This is a genomic window from Paenibacillus sp. FSL H8-0034, assembly GCF_038000305.1.
Lineage (GTDB): Bacteria > Bacillota > Bacilli > Paenibacillales > NBRC-103111 > Paenibacillus_S.
The window spans coordinates 1,179,114-1,198,971 of sequence record NZ_JBBOBS010000001.1 but is presented as its reverse complement, the minus strand read 5'-3'; the positions used below and the strand labels follow the sequence as shown (position 1 = coordinate 1,198,971).

Genomic DNA, 19,858 nt, shown 5'->3' with positions numbered 1-19,858 from the left:
GCTACGTGAGCAGGTTGGCCGGCTGCTTGTCATGGAAAACATCGAGAATCGCTTGAGCCGTCGTCAAGCTAACCAAATGGTACGTTTCATAGGTTTCGGCAGCCGTATGCGGTGTGGTGACGATATTGCTGATTTGAAATAATGGATTGTCTGCGGAAACAGGCTCCTGCTCATACACATCAATAGCGGCTCCGGCAAGCTTTCCTGATTTTAATGCCTCATAAAGTGCTTTCTCGCTAACAACAGCACCTCTTGCCGTATTAACGAAGTAGGAACCATCCTTCATCATCCCGAAAGTTTCATTGTTCATGAAATGATGCGTTTCCTGCAGACTCGGCAAGTGCATGCTCACTACATCGGACTCACGCAAAATCTGCTCATAAGAAGTCAATGTAACGTTAAGCTCTTGGGCTTTGTCGGCATTCGGGTATTTATCGTAAGCTGACAGCTCAACTTCGAAGCCTTGCAGCTTCTTGGCAACCATCTGGGCAATGTTTCCAAATCCAAGCAAACCAATTTTTCTGCCTTTAAGCTCCGCTCCGACAAACCGGTCCCACACTCCATTTCTTGCTGACTGCTGCAATGCCGGAATATTTCGCACGGCGCCAAGGATAAGTCCAATGGCTAGCTCTGCTACCGCGTTCGCATTTCCACCTGGTACATTCGTAACCTTGATGCCGTATTGCTTGGCCTTCTCCAGATCGATATTATCTACGCCGACGCCAAATCTTGCGATAACCTTCAGCTTGGGAGCGAGCTGGAACACAGCCTCATCCCATGTATCGACACCAGCGACAACACCATCGATATCATGCACGATATCCTTTAATTCCTCATACGTGAAGGGGCGGCCCAATCTATTTTCTATAATTTCACAGCCGTTATCCTCCAATAATTGTTTGGCTTCTGCACACAGCTTGGAATAGTTGGTCGCCGTTACTAATATTTTATTCACTTTTGTCATTATTTAACTCCTCCGACAGTCATTCCGCTGACCATATATTTTGAAGTAAACAAATACATAATGATGACAGGAATAGAAGCGATGATAGAACCTCCCATGAGAGGACCCCAAGCAAATACGTCACCAACAATCATATCAGCCAAACCTAACGTAATCGTTTTGTCCGCACCCTTGGTTACCACCACTAATGCATACAAATACTCGCTCCAGCACAACGTGAAGGCAAAAATAAAGGTGGCCGCAATGCCCGGTGCCGATAACGGAAATATAATACTCATCATCGTACGCAGCCTTGTGCAGCCGTCAATCATAGCCGCCTCTTCGATCTCCACCGGTATGGACTTGAAATAAGAGATAAGCATCCATGTTGCATAAGGAATCGTAATGGTTGGATATATGACCATCAGGCCAAATATAGAATCGTTTAGACCGATGGCAGACACCAGCATATACAAAGGGATGAACAATACAGCTCTCGGCATTAAATATGCGTACAAAATCCCTTTGGAAATGATGCCTCTACCTGGGAAACGAAGCTTGGATATTGCATAAGCTGCCAGCACACTAATCATAATAGAGACTAAGGAAACAATCAGCGACACTACAAGGCTATTTTTAATGTTGATCAGGAAATGCTTCTCGGTAATGAGCTTCACATAAGCGGACCACTCGAAATGCTTGGGCCAAAATGATGGAACCATATTATAAATCTCACCCTGCGATTTAAAAGAAGTATTCAACATCCAGTAAAGCGGAAACAAGGCAAAGATTAATAAAATGGCCAACGTCACGTATACTAAAATTTGTTTACTTACATTATTTTTTTCCATAGCAGCATCACCTACTCATTTGATGAAAGCGAACGCTTTGTCACATAGTTAATCAGCAGGATTAACGGCGGCATCGTAATAATTGCAATAGCAATCGCTTTACCAAGGCTCAAATTCAAAAATCCGGTCGTATAGCTAAGTGTGGATAAAACTTGAGTGCCGTTGGATGGTCCACCACGGGTTAACAGCCAAATAATTTCAAAATCGTTCAGCGTCCATATCGTTGTCATCACAGCCGCCAATATCGTGACTTCTTTAACAGAAGGCAATGTCATATATACAAATCGTTTAATTGCGCCCGCACCGTCCAGCATAGCCGCTTCGTACATCTCCCTGGATATCGTCTGCAAACCGGCAAGAATGGCAATACCCATGAATGGAATACCTCTCCATACGTTAACCAGGATGACCGAAAACATTGCCAAGCTTGGAGTCGCCAGCCAGCCTACCTGATGGTCGAGGATCCCAGTTTTCGTCAATATATAATTCAACACGCCTCCAACATCTGAATAAATCCACTGCCATGTAAACACGGAAACGATGGTTGGAATTGTCCACGGAAGAAACAGCAGCACCCTGAATAGATTACGGCAAACAATTTTTTCGTTCAAAACTAAGGCCATGATCATGCCGAATACAGTTTTTCCAATTACTGCCACTATAGTAAACAGAACTGTGTTCCAGGCTACCTTCCAGAACAGCGAATCTTTCATGAGATCGATATAGTTTTTCAGCCCGATAAAGGTGGCAGGAGTACCCACTGCTTTATTGGTAAAGCTTAAATAGACAGCCCAGCCGAACGGCAGCACCATAACGGCGAGCAAATAAAGGAGCACAGGACTCAACAGTACGTATGCAAGCTTGCTATCTTCGTTTGTTTTCATGCTTCATCCCGCCTAACCCGCCAGACCTGCGGAATGACGGCTTTTCGTCACTCCGCTGCCAAGCTTGGTAATTATTTTTTGTTATAAACTTCCTCAATCTTCGTATGCAAATCCTTGACCGCGGTTTCAGGAGTGTAGCTTGCTTCCAGCAGCAGACGCTGGAACGCATCGTTAACAAGTCTCAGGTTGAAAATTTCTCCCGCCTTCGGATTGTATTCACCTGGATATCCAAGGAAATTAAAGCCTTTGACCGATTCAACGAAAGCTTTATTTTTCTCATCCTGCCATATAGGCTCGTTCATCAGCTTCGTATAAACCGGACCCGATAAAGGTGCTCCTTTTTCTATCCAAGTTTTGTACCAGTCGTTGGCCAGCATGTACTCCATAAATTGTTTGGCCAATTCTTTATTCTTGGAATCCTTAAAAATTCCGAGGTTGTTGCTGATTCCGGGAATAAAGACCCCTTTAGGTCCTGCAGGATAAGGAGCAATCCCGGTGTTTTCGTACATCTCCGGATTGTCTTTTTTCAACGTGCTGAGCACACTTCCTGTGTTGAAAATCATCGCAGCCTGTCCGCTCAAGTAGGCTTTGTTGTTGCCGCTGTCATCCCAGCCGATTGCACTCGGCGGCGTGCTCTTGTCAGTCAGGAAAATATCCCGGATGTATTTGGTCGCTTCAACCGTTTCCGGTGAATTCACAATCACGGTTTTGCCATCCTTCGTGTCGACGGAGCCGCCGTATGACCAAATGATCCCGCGCGTCAAAAACTCTGCATCCGAATTTCCTTTTCCATAGCCGATCCCTGCGCCGTATAACCCTTTGCTTGGATCGGTGAGCGCCTTAGCCATTTTTCTAAATTCGTCCCATGTTTTCGGAGGTCCGTCGAATCCTGCCTTTTTCAACAGGTCCTTACGATAGTACAGTACTTGTGATTCGGTCCAATACGGTACGGCATACTGCTTTCCTTGAAAGCTGATTGCCTTTTTCAGGCTTTCCTGAATTTCACCGTTGGTGCCTTCTATTTTTTTGACTACATCCGTTATATCCTCAAGAACGTTTTTACCGTAAAACTGGCCAACCTCCTGATAACCGAAGAACGATACATCGGGTACGGTTGAGGTTTCGATAGCTGCCGACCATTTGGGATAAAAATCTTCATAGGCAATAATCTCGACGTTGACATTCACATTATTTTCAACACCGAATTGCTTGGCCCGCTCCTGAATCATTTTGTTCTGGTCATCGAACAGCTGCTTTTTCATCCAGAAGGTTAAGGTTTGCGACGGTTTGGAGCTTGTATTTGTGGCAGCTTCACCTGTCGGCTTCTCTGTACTGCAGCCCGCGGCAACAGACGCGATTAAAGCGACAGCCACAGTTTTGGACACCCATTGTTTCATGTGAATAGACCTCCCATAGTCGTAAAATCTGTGCATGTTTTCTTGGATAGCAAGAAGTACTGAGCATCCCCTGCTCACAGCATCCTTGCCTCTGTATGTATTGTATTGCATCTAAGATAACGTTAAAATGCTAACAATTTAACATCGATAGCACTAAATTAGCAGACTCTATTCTCCCTCTTCGAGTCTCAAACGAAATTCCTGGGGGGTTACAAAATAGTATTTTTTGAACACCTTAATAAAATAATTTGGATTCTGATAACCCAGCTTTAATCCGATTTCATAGTTTTTCAGCGCGCCGTTGGCAAGCAGAGAAGCCGCCAGCTCCATTTTCAGACGCAGCACATAATCGCTTAAATTCTCGCCCGTCTCCAGCTTGTACACTCTGGACACATGCACAGGATGCATATACATATGGTCGGCAATCGCCTGCAGGGAAACATCTTCGACCAGATGCTTCTGGACAAAATGCTGTATTTTGCGGACTGCACCTTCACGATCATTCCTCGTCTCATTCTCCATCCCTTGCTGCAGCTGCCGGAACGAATGAAAGATCCACTGCTCCAAGGTGGCTATCGAACGGCAAGCAGGCAAGCCCGAGACCTCGGACAAGCCCGGACCAATCATATCCGCAAGCTCACGTCCATTCTTATGTGCAAACGAGCTGAAGGACGCATAGACCGAGAAAAACACCTCAATAAGATGCTCCTGGGAATCGGCCCATTTCATGCTCAATTCATTTAGAATGCTGACCAGCTTCTCGTGAGTCACTTCCCAATTCCCGGATTCCAGTAAATGAATGATATGCGGCGGCTCGTACAGCTTTTGCAGGGATTGAACGCCAAGCTGCTCGATTTCATCAGCTACATAAACTAACAGCTCACTTTGATTTCCGATACGTCTGCGAAGTGAAAGTAAGCTATCCTGGTACAGCTTCTGCACATCGCCAGGGAAGCTCCCCCATTTGTTAAGCAGAACGGAAACGGTCCCTTTCAAATAACGATTCACGTTCAGCTGCAGCTGGGAGCCCATATGGTCAAGCTGTTCTTCAAGAATTGCGATCCCCTTATCCGGAGTTCCGGTAAGCTCTGCCTGCTTATCTGGAGAAACCGTAGCCAGAAATACCAAATATCCATGGACATCTTTACTTGACCACAGCTGAAAGTATTCGCCGGATAATTCTTCGGCCATGTTAACAACCGCGTATTCCATTAAAGATAAGCTATAGAAGTCAAAATCGAGCATCGGACCTTCCAGTCGAACGAGCATAAAGGCAAACTGCTCATCCGTCTTAATGGACATTTTTAGAGAGTCAAGCTTCTCCATCAAACGCTGGGAGGCATACTTCCTTCCTTGGAGCATTTCATTTAACAATTCTCCTCTTAGCTTGGGAAGATTTTCCTCAAAGGCCCTTACTACTTGCTGATAGGACTGATTCTCTTCCTGCTCCTTGTGCAGCAAATCTACAGCTTCCTTCACCTTGCTCATGACATCTTCATCACTTATCGGCTTCAGCAAATATTCATACGTGTTATGCTGGATCGCTTGCTGGGCATACGTAAATTCCGCATGTCCGGACAACAGGATACACTTGATTCTTTTCCAGCTGCGCCGCACCTGCTCCAGAAGCTCCAAGCCATTCATTCCGGGCATTCGAATATCCGTGATCATAATATCGATCGAATTCGTCTTCAATATATCAAGCGCCTCGAAGCCCGAATAAGCTTTAAATACGGCTGTGACGCCTATTTGCTCCCATAGCAGCGTATCGCCAAGACTATCGACGACGAAGGCCTCATCATCTACAATCAGTAATTTAAACAACTCAAGCTCCCCCTTCGGTGGATGATTTCATATCTTCCCATCTCAACTCGACACGAAAACCGGTTAACGGAGACTGGGAAAAGGACAAGCCTGATGTGCCACCGTACATATGGAGCAGTCTTTGGTGAATGTTCCACAACCCACAGCCCATTTCTTCACTCAACGGAATTGTGATTCGCCTTTGCAGCTCCTTCAAGTTTTCAGGGGAAAGCCCTGGGCCCGTATCATCCACAATTATGGTATGGACACCGTTCTTAGACTCCCCGTGAATCCGCAGCATGCCGTACTCCAGACTATTTTCCATCCCATGAATAACCGCATTCTCAACAAGCGGCTGAATAATGAGCCTTGGGATCTCCATGCCCATCATCGCCTCAGGAATCTCAATTTCATAATGAAACCTTTGAATACGCAGCATCTGGATTTTCAAATAGTTTTCAATCAGCTTCAGCTCTTCACTCACCGTTGTCATCGTTTTCTCCAGCCGCGTGGTGTAACGGTAATATTCGCCCAAATTTAAAGCCATCGCCACCACGGCCTCCTGATCGCCTAATTTGGCCATGCTTTTAATATAAAATAAACAATTATATAAGAAATGCGGGTTAATTTGTGACTGCAAATGCTTTAAGGTGGCCTCGCGTGACTGTAACGTTTCCTTATACACCTTTTCGATCAGCTCTTGAATTTGCTCAGCCATTTCGTTAAAGCTGACGAACAGAAAATCAAATTCATTATTAGGCTGCTTCCTTAGTCGCGAGGAATACTGCCCCTGTTTAATTCTTTGCACGCCTCGCAGCAGCAATTGAATCGGCTTTTGAACATTGCGGTATAACAAAAGCGTCGCCAAAATACTTAACACCATTAACAATCCGACAGAGGTGTAAAATAAATTCCGGCTCGTTGTAATTGGGAAGAAAATGCTCTCCAGCGGCACAATATCGATCAGATACCAGTCCAGACTCTCGGAATGAATGTAATTCACGATATACTTTTGCTTATCCAATGAGATGTTCAAACTTCCGTTATAGGCAAGCTGCGACTGGTCCAGCTGTTCAATAATCCGGTTTATCAGTATGCGATTAGCAGAGTAATTAACGATAGGCTCCATACCTGTCCGGTATAAAAAAGGCTCCCTTTGACCCCCTTGCTTCAGCGTGCTCAGCATGTTTTTGATATTGTCATCCGTGAATCTCACCTCAACTAGCAGGTTGGTCAGGTCGGTTTCATGCACTTTGGCAAAATAGCTTTGATACATTCCGTATACTAATGAACTGCGGTGCAGCCATTTTCTCGAACCCGGATTAAGCAGATAGTTCTCCTCATAACGCACAGAATAATCGGGAGACAAGATTTCTTTGGAATCGAGCAAGTATAAAATGAGCTGATTATTCCAACCACTCGTTGCTGTTTGAATATTAAGGGTATCTGCAATCTGCAGCTGTTTTTGCAATAATGTACGGGACTCATCCGAATTTCGACTGTTAAAATATTGTTTGATATTGTAGTCCCGGCTGACCGTAACCGGAAACTTCGTCAATTGATCAATCATCATTTCCATCTGACTCATAAAAAAAGACAGCCTGTTGCGATTCGTGTCCTCCACGGTCTCTCTCACCACATTGACGCTTACCTGATAGGAGTACCCGTATAATAAAATGATCGGAATCAGCAGAAAAAAAACAAGAGCAATTACTTTGCCGAAGGTGTTCATTCTTAATTTCATACCCGTAACCTTCCCCCATTTCCTCATGATGTCATCTCTAAAAGTCCGGTGAATAAGTCTCGCTGCGCGGCCAAATATCCTTCCGGGATGGTGCTTACGAAGCCAGTTTGCTTAAGCAAACTCTCAGCTGTTGAAATCGTGAAGTTGGATGAAATTAAGCGGTTTATTCACGATTTCAAAGGCGAACGCTTACGCTTCTCCAGGATCATTTGGCCACTGCGCTCGTTCTTCACCGGACTTCTAACCTTTATTTTATTGTGTCCAGCATTTTTAGCTATAGCATTAACTTAACATTTAGGGGATTAATTTAATTGAATTCAGCAGGCTGCTGTACGCTGAACTACGCCACGTGGGGTTCGACAACTACGATATAACAACAAGAACGCACACTCTGGAGCTGCGTGCGTTGGAAAAGCGTATCAAACATATATCCGTATGCCGATGGTTTTACGTAATACTGTGCTTCTCTGGCAGCAGCATATTAATAAACCGGTTGGCCGCCGCAGATACGGGAACGCCCTTGAGTGTAACAATCCCAGCCTGCCGTGACGGTATGGGCTCCTTCAGCTTAATTTCAACCAGTACGCCCGATGCGAGCTCAGGCGATACGAAATTACGGATCACATAAGCAATACCAAGTCCAATCCGCGCAAAATCAACCAGCAGATCGATGCTGCCCAGCTCAATTTCCGGCTGAAGCTTCACCCCTCTAGCTTCCGCAAGGCTGTCAGCATAACGGCGAATACTGCTGCCCTTCTCTAACAGCAGCAGTGGATAGGTAATCAACCGTTCCATCGTAATCGGAGCTTGCGCCAGCGCCAAATAATCCTTTCCTGCTACAAACGTGTCCTGTAATTCCAATGCTTCCTGTACCTGCAGCTGTTTATCCTCGATTGGCAAATTGACAATACCAAAGTCAACCCTCCCCTGCTTCAGCAAATCAATCGTTTCCTGTGTCGTCCGGTTCGTCACTCGCAGCTTAACGAACGGATAATCGTGGTGAAACCGCTCCACATGTGGCAGCAAAAAATGCTTGCACAGCGTATCGCTTGCGCCAATAGTAATTTCCCCGCTGTGCAGCTCATGTATCGAAGCGATTTCTTTTTCTCCAGCTTCAATGAAGTGGTACGCTTTCTCGATATATCGAAACAGCACCTCTCCCTCGTGCGTCAGCTTGACCCCTTTATAGGTTCGAAAAAACAGCTTGCTGCCCAGTCTATTCTCCAGCTGCTTAACGGCATAGCTCACCGCCGGTTGGGTAATATACAGCTCATCCGCTGCTTTGGAGAAGCTTCCAGTCATAGCGATTTTGTAGAAAACCCGATACCATTCCAAATTTTCCAGCACCAATATCAACTCCCTTTATATCCTATATCAATAATATCAATTTAACTTATATATTAATACAGATTATACTGAAACCTGTAGGAGCAAGCAATCTGATGGAAAGAGGCGATGAATATGCCGGTTACGGCTGTAGTAGGAGCTAATTGGGGAGATGAAGGAAAAGGTAAAATGACGGATGCATGGGCATCCCAATCGGATTATGTAGTGCGTTATCAGGGAGGAAGCAATGCAGGCCATACGATTATTAATGACTACGGCAAATTCGTGCTCAACTTGCTGCCTTCAGGTGTATTTGATCCTCATGTGATCAATGTAATCGGACCCGGAGTTGCACTTAACATATCTGATCTGATGAAGGAATGGAACAATCTGCAGGCACGTGGGATTCCGGCACCCCAGCTGGTCGTATCGGAGCGTGCCCAGGTGCTGATGCCTTACCATGTCCTCTTTGACGAGCTGGAAGAAGCCCGCCTCGGTGCGAACAGCTTTGGGTCGACCAAGATGGGAATTTCGCCGTTTTATGCCGATAAATATGCGAAGCTGGGCATTCAGGTCTCCGAGCTCTATAATCCAGAGCATTTACGGACCCGACTGGAGGCCTCGCTAGCTGCCAAAAACGTACTGCTGCAGCATCTATACGGGCAACCGCCTGTTCAGGTAGATGAGCTGATACCGGAATTAATGAAGCTGGCTGCATGGCTGAAGCCTTTTGTTACGGATACAACAACGATGCTGAATCAGGCACTGGCGGAAGGTAAGCACATCCTCGTTGAAGGTCAACTCGGCTCCCTGCGTGATCCTGATCATGGCATTTATCCATTTACGACCTCTTCCTCTACGCTGGCTGGCTTTGCCGCGGTAGGAGCCGGGATTCCTCCCCATTCGATCCAACGTGTTCTTGCCGTAGTGAAGGCATACTCAAGCTGTGTCGGGGCTGGACCTTTTGTGATGGAGCTTGAGGGAGATGCTGCTGAAGAGCTGCGCAAACGCGGTGGGGATGCAGGAGAATACGGCTCCAAAACTGGACGCCCAAGACGGGTCGGCTGGTTCGATGCTGTGGCAACCCGTTATGGCTGTGAGGTACAGGGAGCCACAGAGGTGGCTTTAACGAACCTGGATGTACTCGGTTATCTGGATGAGATTCCGATCTGTACAGCGTATGAGCTTCATGGAAAGACAACAATTACTTTTCCGGTGTCGGAGCAGCTTCGTTATGCCAGTCCGGTGATCGAAACGGTACCTGGCTGGAAATGCGATATTTCCCATATTCGCCGCTTTGAGGATTTACCCGAGCAGGCACAAGCTTATGTCACCTTACTGGAAAAGCTGATCCAGACGCCCATTCGTTGGGTATCCAACGGACCGAACCGTGAGCAGCTGATGGACAGAGTCTAGAGCTCCTCACAGCGAAAAAACCGCTTTATCCCCCTGTGGGCATATGAGCGGTTTTTTGACATTTTAACAACCAGAACAGAAACCATCGTTCAGCTCCATCTGATTTTATAACGACTTGATAGCTTCCAATACTTCGGCCACGTGCCCGTCGACCTGAACCACACGCCATTCTTTGATCAGAACACCCTGCTCATCGATCAAAAATGTAGAACGCTCCACGCCATAAAACTGCTTTCCGTCTCGTTCGCGCAGCTTCCACACACCGAACTGCTCGCATACCTGATGATCAACATCACTGAGCAGCAAGAAGGGCAGCTGGTATTCGTTGATAAATTGATTATGGGAGGCCAGATCATCCGGACTAATTCCGATCACCTCGGTATTTAATTGGCCAAATTGACCGTTAAAATCTCTGAATTCGCACGATTCCTTGGTGCAGCCAGGTGTCATATCTTTCGGATAAAAGTAGATCAGTACCTTTTTGCCACGAAAATCACTGAGAGAAATTTCGGCTCCATTCGCCGCTGGTAAAGTAAAATCCGGTACCGCTTGTTGAACTTGAACAGCTGTCATGGTTTGGGCTCCTTTACATGTTATTGGAATTGGTTTATAGACTTGCACATATGCAGCACTCTGAGATCGTTATTCCTATTTTACCATAAATCCCATCTGATATAAGAACTATCCATTTGCATGCTTGTATGTATCAAAACTTTAACATTTTGTCATACAACTGAAATGAAGAATACATCATTCCTTCATATAGTTAGGCTATACTAATCCATGACCCCCTTTTTAAAATATAGTTTGACTTAAGACCCGCGGCCCGTTGCTAGCGGGTCTCTTTTTGTCTTTATGCTCACCAACGGGCATTATCCACCACCCTTATTCTCACTCGAAGACCCCCTCCAATAAGCTGCCAGTATTCTCTAAATGGCCCGATTGTCCGTTTTTGGATAGCTTATGTCGCAATTAGACATGTATTTGGCCTAATCGAACATAACGTGCCAGGCAAAAATCGTTTATGATAAATAAACAAAACAAATAAAAACCAGTGTTATACTTGGTATTAGTGCGTGTTCAAAAAGTCGCCTTTCAGCACCGATTATGTTGCAAGAAGGTAGAGAAGGAGGAGCAGAGTTTAGGCAAAACCGTGTAGGAGCACCGCACTTCGAGCCTGAATGCAAGATTCGACGCCGAGTAGGCTTCCAGTGAAACTTCGTGATCAAAGGGGACTTTTTGAACTACCTCTATTAAGGTAGGAGTGATTTATTTAGACAAAACAGGAGCTGGTACCATTGCTAATCAAAACATTTGAGGGCTACCAAAAAGAAGGCTATCCACTCTGGATTCAACGTTCCTCCCACGGGCAGCACAATTTGATTGAAGAACACGGTCATGATTTTATTGAAACGGTCTATGTCGTTCACGGTGGCGGCATGCACAAGATTAATGAAGAATATTACGAAATTCGGGCGGGTGACGTGTACACGATTCTTCCCGGCGAAAGCCATTCTTATCTCGATGTAGAGGACAGCGGGCTTGAGATCATCAACTGCCTGTTCCTCCCAGAAACGGTTCGGGACGGGCTGCCGCTTGAACCGACCCAGCTGCATAGTCTCGCCTATTTGGCACCCTTTTATGACATTCTCGAGCATCTGCCCAAAAGATCGAGGTTAACCTCCCGGCAATCCTCGATTGTATTGGGATTGCTTGCGAGCATGATTCAGGAAATCAAGCTGCGTGATACTGCATTTGAAACCATCCTCAGTCATAAATTGATAGATCTGCTCATTCTGCTTTCCCGCTATCACTCACAGCGCGAGCTTGAGGAAACTGGCTCCAAGCCGCTGTCGAGCGGACACGAGATTCTGATCCGTAAGGTTTGCGCGTTTCTCGAAAGCAATTATCAGCACAAAATTACAGGCATCCTGTTAGCCCAGCATTTCAATATTAGCCAACGGCATCTGAACAGGGTATTCAGGCAGGAAACAGGAACGAGCATCACTTCCAAGCTGCAAAATATCCGGATGGAGCGCGCCAAGCATATGCTTCATGAAACCGAGCGTAGCATTGAATCGATTTCGCTGGCTGTCGGCTTCGGTGATACTTCTTTTTTTACCCGCTTGTTTGCACGAATTGTTGGAGACACACCGAGCGGTTTTCGCAAGCAGGCCAAGAACCGACGTATTTCATAAATAATCCATCACATATAGAGAGGAAGACCGGATATGCGTACACAGAGAGAGAACATACTGAACACAACACCAGACAAGAAGAGGTTTCCAAGGCAGCAGTCACTGCTCGCAGGCACCAGCATTTTATTGCTCATGCTGCCTTTGGCGTTATCCGCCTGCGGCGCAAGCCCGACTCCGGCCAACAACCCGGCTCCTGCTGCAGACAACTCCGTGAAAGGTCAGACAGAGGCTCCTTTAGAGGTAAGCATCATGACCATAACGCCGAGTACACCTACAGCAAGCGACGACAATGTGATCAAAAGAGCCATCGAAAAAGCGACCAATTCCAAAATGACGATACGCTGGACCTCCAATAATGTCTACTCGGACAAACTGAATATTTCATTGGCTTCCGGAGATATCGCTGATCTGACTATGATCAATAATCCTTTCACCAGCAATTTCCGCACCATGGCCGCACAAGGCGCATTCTGGGATATCACACCATATATTAAGGACTATCCCAATTTCCAAAAAGGTGTCTCCCCCATAGCATGGGAATCTACCAAAATGGCCGACGGTAAAAACTACGGGATTCCTCGTGGACGCGACGAGAACGATGAAAGCTTTTTTATCATCCGCAAGGACTGGCTCGATAATGTCGGCCTTAAGCCACCTACGACAACAGATGAATTATATGAGGTCATGAAGGCTTTTAAAGAAAAAGATCCCGATAAGAACGGCAAAAACGATACAACAGCATTAGCCGCCTACATTCCGTCCGACGATACGACCACTGGAGGGGGAATCGGTCCCGTGCTGGGGATGATTGAAAGCTCCTTTACCGGCGTGACCGGAAGCTGGAAGCTGGTCGATAATAAGCTCGTTTATACGGCCCTGCTGCCTGAGGTGCGAAAGTCATTGGAATACAACGCCAAGGCGTTCCAGGAGAAGTTGATGCCAGAGGACCTGCTTTCCTTAAAAATCACACAGGTTCGTGACCTGTTCAAAACAAATAAAGCCGGAATCATTGTCGATAAATCCGGAACCGCGAGCCGAGTCTACACAACAGATTTAAAAAAGGTGGTCCCCGACTTTAAGGATACGGAGTTTTATCCGCTGACCTCCATCAATGGCTACACTCCGAAAAGCGCCGGATTCAACGGGATTCTGGCGATTCCCAAGTCCGTACCGGAAGCCAAAATGAAACGGATTTTGAAGCTGATCAATGACTGGATGAATACCGATGTGTCAGCCATCCAACGGTTTGGCTTTGAAGGTGTCCATCACCAAGTCGTCAATGGGGTAAAGGTGCAACTTGCAGACAAATTAAACGCCGACAATGCTTCCGATTTCAATCAAATTGTGAATCCGATTGATCCGAGTCTTGATCCCATACCTACCACGCCAGAGGAAAAAGCTTCCCAAGAGCTATTTGATAAAGTAAAGCAGGAGCGTTCCAAAGTGAGCATAGGAGATATCAGCACCGGACTGAATTCGCCAACAGCGCAAAAGGTGCTTCCCGATCTGGAAAAGAAAATTCAGGATCTGAAAGCCAAAATTATTTATGGACGCGAGCCCATCACAGCCTGGGACGATTTTGTCGCCAAGACAAAATCCGATCCGAACGTGATCAAGATGTCCGAAGAAATGACGCAGGCTTATCTTACACGAGTCGGTAAATAAGGTGAATAATCTGACGCGTGATCTGCGAAGAAACCTTTATTTGTACCTGCTGGCATTGCCAGGTATCCTGTATTTCATTGTTTTTAAATATGTGCCGATGTGGGGCGTCATGATCGCCTTTCAAAACTATTCTCCGCTCAGCGGTATTCTGCACAGCCCTTGGATCGGCCTGGAGCATTTTGAACGTTTTTTTGCCACCTCCGATTTCTGGCTGCTGTTCCGCAATACGCTGGCTATCAATACGCTGAGTCTGCTGTTCTTTTTTCCGCTGCCGATTGTAGTGTCCCTGATGCTTAACGAGCTTCGGGGTGTCATCTACAAAAGGATCATACAATCCGTCATTTATATGCCACACTTTTTATCCTGGGTCATTATCGCCAGCTTGACGTTTATGCTGTTTGCCAGAGGCGAAGGTTTGGTCAATCATGTGCTGGAGGCGGGCGGCTGGTCGCGGATTGACGTTCTGACCAACCCCGATCTGTTCTGGATCATGGTTACGCTGCAGTCCATGTGGAAGGAAGCCGGGTGGGGAACCATCGTATTCCTTGCGGCGATCTCCGGGATCGATCCGCAGATTTACGAGGCAGCGCGTATTGACGGGGCGGGACGATTGCGCCAGATATGGCATGTCACATTGCCATCGATCCGCAGCGTCATTGTCATACTGCTGATCTTGCGGCTGGGCGATATCATGGATGTGGGCTTTGAGCATATCTTCCTGATGTACAACGGAGCCGTCTCTCAGGTGGCCGAAGTTTTTGATACCTACGTATACCGGACAGGCATTCAACGGGGTCAGTTCAGCTACAGCACAGCTGTTGGCTTGTTCAAATCGGTTATCGGACTGATCCTGGTCATCTTGTCCAACCGTCTGGCCCGCAAGCTCGGCGAAGAGGGCGTATATTGATAGTATAAGGAGGAAATGCAAATGAAACCCCACAATGCTGGCAGTCTGATCTTCCAAACGTTTAATATATCCTTACTCGGGCTGCTGGGGCTGGTCACTGTCTTCCCGTTCTATTACGTGCTGATTGTATCGCTAACGGACCCTACGGAGTACATGCTCGATAAGTGGACGTTATTCCCAAACCATTGGAGCCTTGCTTCATATGAGTATCTGCTCTCCACAAAAGCGTTCCTTCGTTCAATTGGCAACAGCACCTTTCTGGCAACCGTAGGAACCGCCTGCAGCTTGTCGGTAACCTCTTCTCTCGCCTATGCCTTATCCCGCCGCAGGATGAGCGGGCGGCGTATGGTGCTGATGATGGTGCTGCTTACGATCCTGTTCAGTCCGGGTATCATTCCCCATTACATGCTGGTCAGACAGATCGGATTGATCGGCAGCCTCTGGTCTCTCATTATTCCGGCACTAGCCAGCGGGTGGAATGTTCTTTTGATGAAAGGCTTTTTTGAAAGCATCCCTGCCGAGCTGGATGAATCCGCGTCGATTGACGGAAGCAACGATATCCAGACATGGGTTCGGATCATTCTTCCCTTATCGCTGCCTGCGATGGCCGCCTTCGGCTTATTTTACGCGGTTGGGTATTGGAACCAGTTTTTTCAGGCGCTGCTGTATATCAACGATTCTGCCAAATGGCCCATTCAGGTTCTGCTGCAAAATATGCTGCTGAGTGCATCCAACACGGATCTGGAAGCCTACGATGTTACCCAGCAGGCTCCTCCATCGGAAATGCTCAAAATGGCTGCTGTTATTATTGCAACAGTACCCATTCTGATCGTGTATCCATTTTTGCAAAAGCATTTTGCCAAAGGAGCTATGGTAGGCTCAGTAAAAGGATAACAATTCAATGTATCGGAGGTCTACGGTCATGGTACCAACCAAACCCAATATTATATTTCTGATGACAGACCAGCAGCGATGGGACTGTCTGGGACAATTTAACGAGCATATTCAAACACCCAATCTGGACAAATTGGCAGAGCGTGGAATCACCTACAATCAGGCCGTTTGCCAGGCTCCCATGTGCGTACCGAGCCGAAGCTCGATGATGTTCGGCTTCTACCCATCGCAGCTCGGCGTACGTACGAACCATGGCGGCTTATACGAGGAGCAGAAGCTGCCCTCCGAACCTTTGCCTGAGCTGATGCGTCGTGCAGGCTACCATACAGCCGGTTTTGGAAAAACACACTGGAATCATGGACTGCATAACCCGCTTCCGCCAACCCGCGGGTTTGATGTACGGGCTGTGGGCCTTGCAAGGAACAGCGGACATTATGAACAGGACGCAGCCATGATGGGTGATCTGGAGCCTGATGGATTACAGGCCTATCACGAAGAAACGAAACATTACGGCAGCGGCGAGGAGAATGCATTGGGCTACATTGGAGCTACAAGCCAAATACCGATGGAGCATCATCGGGACGGCTGGGTTGCCGAGCAATGCCTGCGCTACATTGAGAATGGGATTGATCAGACCAAGCCTTTGTTCTTGTACTTGTCCTTTCTGAAGCCTCATGCGGGGTTTAACGTCCCCAAAGAGTTCGAGGACCTGTACCAGCTGCACGACATTCCCGATATCGCCCAGCCGCCATGGATGTATGAAACCGACACCCATCTTGCTTCCGAAGATGAAGCCAGCTCCGAGAGCAATTACTCCAGGCGCAGAGCCGTCTGGGAGAGGCTCACGGCAGAAGAGCGCAAGCGTACGACCCTGCGCTATTGGGCAAACTGCTCCTGGCTTGACCATTATTTTGGACGTGTGCTTGATGGTCTGGAGCAGCAAGGCATTCTGGACAACGCGCTCATCGTATTCGTCTCGGATCATGGGGAGATGCTGGGAGAGCGCCGTTACCGGTTCAGCAAATACTGCCTCTATGACAGCAGCGTTCGTGTGCCCATGATCCTGTCAGGTACATATGTACCTGAAGCCCGACAGGGAACGGTAGATGAACGTCCGGCTGAACTGATTGATCTGGTGCCGACCTTAAGCGAAGTAGCGGGATTGCCACGCAATCCACTTCTGCCGGGTCTGGATTTATTCGGCAGCTTGCAGCGTAAAGGAACCTTTTGCGAGCTGCATGGCAAAACAGCATCCGCACGCCATTCCACTCCAGGCTTGATGTGGCGCAAGAAGGACTGGAAGCTTATCCTTTACATGAAAGGTACTCTGAATGATGCCGTAGGCAGAGTAGACCAATTTCAAGGTGAGCTTTACCATCTTGCTGAAGACCCTAATGAGTGGACCAATCTGTATACCGATAAAACTCATGCAAGACGTCGGGAACAAATGACCGGAGAGCTGCTGATGCATTTGGCTTGCACCTGGTCGAGAGGCCCTATGTTTTATGATAGTCACGGGTTTGAGGCGCTGGACGTGAACGGTTGAGACCTTCAGGTTCTCTTTATGTAGAACGGTTGCAGTATTCCATAACCCCCTTTTAAAATACAGGTTTTCTTAAGACCCGCGGCCCGTTGCTAGCGGGTCTCTTTTTGCCCTGTTTCGGCTATCAAGCAGCAGGGTAATAGACAACATGGAAGGAAACCTTATCCGAAAGGAGCTTGATGACATGATTGGAATAGTTATTACTATTATCATGGCAATCGTTATTGGAGCTATTGGTTCCGCGATAGCACCGGGCGGAATGCCAGGTGGCATCTTCGGCTCAATGATTGCCGGATTCGTAGGAGCATGGCTTGGTAGCTGGCTGCTGGGAGCATGGGGTCCTGTTATCGGAGGCTTTGCCGTAGTACCTGCAATTATTGGGGCTGCATTGTTCGTATTCCTGTTGACTTTATTGTCAAGAACGATGAACAGCAGATCCTATTAATTACACAAAAAAAACAAATGGGAGTGGATAATCATGAGTACAGTATCAAATCGCAGCAACGTAATCACAGCAACAATTATTGGTGGTGCCGTAGGTGCACTAGTCGCTTTATTATTGGCACCGAAATCAGGTCGTGAGCTTAGAGAAGATATTAAAGAAACAGTTCAAACTCTGCAATCCAAAAGCTCGGAATGGGTGGAACAAGCCAAAACCACTACAGCAGACGCGATTCAGCTAGTTTCGGAGCATGGCTCAGAGCTGTTGGACAAAGCCAAGAGCGCTGCCGATAGCGCAGCTCAATCTGCTCGCAATGCTACTGAATCCATTGCTCAGGCCGTTCATACAACGACGGATCAAGCCGCGAATACGATTCATCGCGTGACGGATCAGGCTGCTGATTCCACACATAGGGCAACAGATACGGCAGCTAATGCTACCAATCAGGCCTTACATGAAACCAAAAAATTAGATGCTGTTGGCAGCAAAAACTAATTGAATGCTGATACGTACACCGTATCGGCATCATAGCAAACATTAGAACGGTTCCCCGCATGATAGGGAATCGTTCTTTTGCTGTGCATATAACAAACTTCAAGCTTCAAAACCTAGTCAGTCTAAACCCATCATTCGAGTGTGCGGAGGGAACGGGTATGAGACTCTGGCCGCTGTTGAAGCTCGTGTTCCCTGAATGGAAAGCTTGCAGCGGTTGGAGCTTCAAAGGCGGACGCTAGCGCTCCTCCACCCCATACCCATTCCCTTACTTGTTCTACTCTGAGCTTGGGGTTGCCTTCTTCTTGCAGAGCCGATCTGGAAGCAGATAAATGAGCCCTGTTGCCTTCTTTATAGTATTCAGGTACATGGGTTACTTCTTCCTATATAGGGACTCTGGCGCACCCTCCAGCTGGCCATACATGGGATCGTGTTAAAACTGCAACGGCTATACCGCTTTACCATCATCTTACCCTGCACCCATACAACCGTGGCCGCCTTCTACTGCAATATTTACTGCAATATTTACTGCAAGTTATACTACAACTTCTCCTGCAATAGGCTATGAATTAATACGAGTAATCAAATATGGATAGAGTACTTATAACGATGATAAACATCGGATTGGCGAATTTCAGACTGATCCAGGCACTTTTAATGATGTAAACCATCGTAAGAGCTGCTGTTTTCATCAAAATGCTCATTTTTTAAATTTTAACGATGTTTTTCATCGCATTAGCTCTTCATTTCATGAAAGATGCTTGTGTTATGATGCTTTACATCGTACCCGATACTTAGTTGATGGCAGGTACTCCTACTATGATGTTCCCTCATACCCCTCTTGAGAACAAGTGAGAGCAATACGCAACTTTTCCCTTCCATATATACAAAAGAGATGGTAGCAGGATACTCCCTGCTGCCATCTCTTATATTCGCTTAACCACCCTTGTCGGGTGCTTACTTTTCCAATAGCTGCAAAAATTGCTCCGGCTCTTTTCTTTCATTAAGCAGCTGGCCTACATGGAGCTTGGGTCGGTCTGGTTTAACAAAATGCCCATTTTCCAGATAGTAGCCCTTCTCTTTAGCGGTAGCGTGCAGCTTGCAAAAGTGTTCCGCCGCAACGATAGCTTCCTCCAACCGAGTGAACGTTTCCAACACATTGCCTTTTCCTAACGGATTTGATTTGGATTGAATACTTACCTGATAGGAGTTTGAATCTGTCTCATGCACCAATACATCGCTACCCTCACAGGTAATACTGTGTTTTATCGTCATAACATCCACCGCCTTTTCGAGTTGTACTACTGGAGTTCTTACTACTTATTACCCGCTGGGCGCAGCCCTGAATCAATT

18 protein-coding genes are annotated in these 19,858 nt (G+C 46.9%); 8 read left to right on the top strand and 10 right to left on the bottom strand.

Annotated elements, in window-relative coordinates:
* Window position 1 precedes the first annotated feature (1 nt).
* From NST47_RS05470 to NST47_RS05440, 7 genes are all read right to left on the bottom strand, one after another.
* Entirely contained in the window at window positions 2-964 is a 963-nt protein-coding gene (locus NST47_RS05470) for a phosphoglycerate dehydrogenase (RefSeq protein ID WP_341154226.1), read from the bottom strand.
* A complete protein-coding gene (locus NST47_RS05465; protein ID WP_341154225.1) occupies window positions 964-1,794 on the bottom strand; it encodes a carbohydrate ABC transporter permease in 831 nt (276 codons plus the stop codon). The genes NST47_RS05470 and NST47_RS05465 overlap by 1 nt, the downstream gene beginning before the upstream one ends.
* Window positions 1,795-1,805: 11 nt before the next feature.
* On the bottom strand, window positions 1,806-2,678 hold the full coding sequence (locus NST47_RS05460) for a carbohydrate ABC transporter permease (RefSeq protein ID WP_341154224.1): 873 nt from the start codon (window positions 2,676-2,678) through the stop codon (window positions 1,806-1,808).
* Window positions 2,679-2,749: 71 nt separating this feature from the next.
* Window positions 2,750-4,075 (bottom strand): ABC transporter substrate-binding protein, encoded by a 1,326-nt coding sequence (locus NST47_RS05455; RefSeq protein ID WP_341154223.1) that lies wholly within the window; start codon window positions 4,073-4,075, stop codon window positions 2,750-2,752.
* 168 nt (window positions 4,076-4,243) lie between these two features.
* On the bottom strand, window positions 4,244-5,899 hold the full coding sequence (locus tag NST47_RS05450; protein ID WP_341154222.1) for a response regulator: 1,656 nt from the start codon (window positions 5,897-5,899) through the stop codon (window positions 4,244-4,246).
* Between the two features lies 1 nt (window position 5,900).
* Window positions 5,901-7,622 carry a sensor histidine kinase gene (locus tag NST47_RS05445; protein ID WP_341154221.1) on the bottom strand — a complete coding sequence of 574 codons (1,722 nt, stop codon included), beginning with the start codon at window positions 7,620-7,622 and terminating at the stop codon, window positions 5,901-5,903.
* A 447-nt stretch (window positions 7,623-8,069) separates the two neighbouring features.
* Window positions 8,070-8,969, bottom strand: a complete 900-nt coding sequence (locus tag NST47_RS05440) for a LysR family transcriptional regulator (RefSeq protein WP_341154220.1) — start codon at window positions 8,967-8,969, stop codon at window positions 8,070-8,072.
* A gap of 114 nt (window positions 8,970-9,083) precedes the next feature.
* On the opposite strand from NST47_RS05440, the gene NST47_RS05435 reads away from it, so the two are divergent.
* Window positions 9,084-10,364 (top strand): adenylosuccinate synthase, encoded by a 1,281-nt coding sequence (locus NST47_RS05435; RefSeq protein WP_341154219.1) that lies wholly within the window; start codon window positions 9,084-9,086, stop codon window positions 10,362-10,364.
* A 105-nt stretch (window positions 10,365-10,469) separates the two neighbouring features.
* Here NST47_RS05435 and bcp read toward each other — a convergent pair whose 3' ends face one another.
* Entirely contained in the window at window positions 10,470-10,937 is a 468-nt protein-coding gene (gene bcp, locus NST47_RS05430; protein ID WP_341154218.1) for a thioredoxin-dependent thiol peroxidase, read from the bottom strand.
* Between the two features lie 725 nt (window positions 10,938-11,662).
* On the opposite strand from bcp, the gene NST47_RS05425 reads away from it, so the two are divergent.
* From NST47_RS05425 to NST47_RS05395, 7 genes are all read left to right on the top strand, one after another.
* Window positions 11,663-12,562, top strand: coding sequence for a helix-turn-helix domain-containing protein (locus NST47_RS05425; protein WP_341154217.1), 900 nt, complete (start codon window positions 11,663-11,665; stop codon window positions 12,560-12,562).
* 33 nt (window positions 12,563-12,595) lie between these two features.
* Window positions 12,596-14,227 carry an ABC transporter substrate-binding protein gene (locus NST47_RS05420; RefSeq protein WP_341154216.1) on the top strand — a complete coding sequence of 544 codons (1,632 nt, stop codon included), beginning with the start codon at window positions 12,596-12,598 and terminating at the stop codon, window positions 14,225-14,227.
* A gap of 1 nt (window position 14,228) precedes the next feature.
* The gene (locus NST47_RS05415) at window positions 14,229-15,134 is read left to right on the top strand and encodes an ABC transporter permease (protein WP_445667352.1); all 906 of its coding nucleotides are present in this window, start codon (window positions 14,229-14,231) and stop codon (window positions 15,132-15,134) included.
* 21 nt (window positions 15,135-15,155) lie between these two features.
* On the top strand, window positions 15,156-16,028 hold the full coding sequence (locus NST47_RS05410) for a carbohydrate ABC transporter permease (RefSeq protein WP_445667351.1): 873 nt from the start codon (window positions 15,156-15,158) through the stop codon (window positions 16,026-16,028).
* A gap of 28 nt (window positions 16,029-16,056) precedes the next feature.
* Window positions 16,057-17,574, top strand: a complete 1,518-nt coding sequence (locus NST47_RS05405) for a sulfatase family protein (protein ID WP_341154214.1) — start codon at window positions 16,057-16,059, stop codon at window positions 17,572-17,574.
* A 181-nt stretch (window positions 17,575-17,755) separates the two neighbouring features.
* On the top strand, window positions 17,756-18,016 hold the full coding sequence (locus tag NST47_RS05400; RefSeq protein ID WP_240421889.1) for a GlsB/YeaQ/YmgE family stress response membrane protein: 261 nt from the start codon (window positions 17,756-17,758) through the stop codon (window positions 18,014-18,016).
* A 33-nt stretch (window positions 18,017-18,049) separates the two neighbouring features.
* Window positions 18,050-18,508: a YtxH domain-containing protein gene (locus NST47_RS05395; protein ID WP_341154213.1), complete on the top strand. Its 459-nt coding sequence runs from the start codon at window positions 18,050-18,052 to the stop codon at window positions 18,506-18,508.
* A gap of 566 nt (window positions 18,509-19,074) precedes the next feature.
* Here the strand turns inward: NST47_RS05395 and NST47_RS05390 are convergent.
* Both NST47_RS05390 and NST47_RS05385 read right to left on the bottom strand, forming a co-directional pair.
* Window positions 19,075-19,209 (bottom strand): hypothetical protein, encoded by a 135-nt coding sequence (locus NST47_RS05390; RefSeq protein ID WP_341154212.1) that lies wholly within the window; start codon window positions 19,207-19,209, stop codon window positions 19,075-19,077.
* A 253-nt stretch (window positions 19,210-19,462) separates the two neighbouring features.
* The gene (locus tag NST47_RS05385) at window positions 19,463-19,780 is read right to left on the bottom strand and encodes a hypothetical protein (RefSeq protein ID WP_341154211.1); all 318 of its coding nucleotides are present in this window, start codon (window positions 19,778-19,780) and stop codon (window positions 19,463-19,465) included.
* Between the last annotated feature and the right edge of the window lie 78 nt (window positions 19,781-19,858).

Excerpts from the sequence above, each read along its gene's own strand:
- NST47_RS05470 (WP_341154226.1), bottom strand. The coding sequence starts at position 964 with ATGACAAAAGTGAATAAAATATTAGTAACGGCGACCAACTATTCCAAG.
- NST47_RS05465 (WP_341154225.1), bottom strand. The coding sequence starts at position 1,794 with ATGGAAAAAAATAATGTAAGTAAACAAATTTTAGTATACGTGACGTTG.
- NST47_RS05460 (WP_341154224.1), bottom strand. The coding sequence starts at position 2,678 with ATGAAAACAAACGAAGATAGCAAGCTTGCATACGTACTGTTGAGTCCT.
- NST47_RS05455 (WP_341154223.1), bottom strand. The coding sequence starts at position 4,075 with ATGAAACAATGGGTGTCCAAAACTGTGGCTGTCGCTTTAATCGCGTCT.
- NST47_RS05445 (WP_341154221.1), bottom strand. The coding sequence starts at position 7,622 with ATGAAATTAAGAATGAACACCTTCGGCAAAGTAATTGCTCTTGTTTTT.
- NST47_RS05435 (WP_341154219.1), top strand. The coding sequence starts at position 9,084 with ATGCCGGTTACGGCTGTAGTAGGAGCTAATTGGGGAGATGAAGGAAAA.
- bcp (WP_341154218.1), bottom strand. The coding sequence starts at position 10,937 with ATGACAGCTGTTCAAGTTCAACAAGCGGTACCGGATTTTACTTTACCA.
- NST47_RS05420 (WP_341154216.1), top strand. The coding sequence starts at position 12,596 with ATGCGTACACAGAGAGAGAACATACTGAACACAACACCAGACAAGAAG.
- NST47_RS05410 (WP_445667351.1), top strand. The coding sequence starts at position 15,156 with ATGAAACCCCACAATGCTGGCAGTCTGATCTTCCAAACGTTTAATATA.
- NST47_RS05405 (WP_341154214.1), top strand. The coding sequence starts at position 16,057 with ATGGTACCAACCAAACCCAATATTATATTTCTGATGACAGACCAGCAG.
- NST47_RS05400 (WP_240421889.1), top strand. The coding sequence starts at position 17,756 with ATGATTGGAATAGTTATTACTATTATCATGGCAATCGTTATTGGAGCT.
- NST47_RS05395 (WP_341154213.1), top strand. The coding sequence starts at position 18,050 with ATGAGTACAGTATCAAATCGCAGCAACGTAATCACAGCAACAATTATT.
- NST47_RS05390 (WP_341154212.1), bottom strand. The coding sequence starts at position 19,209 with ATGAGCATTTTGATGAAAACAGCAGCTCTTACGATGGTTTACATCATT.
- NST47_RS05385 (WP_341154211.1), bottom strand. The coding sequence starts at position 19,780 with ATGACGATAAAACACAGTATTACCTGTGAGGGTAGCGATGTATTGGTG.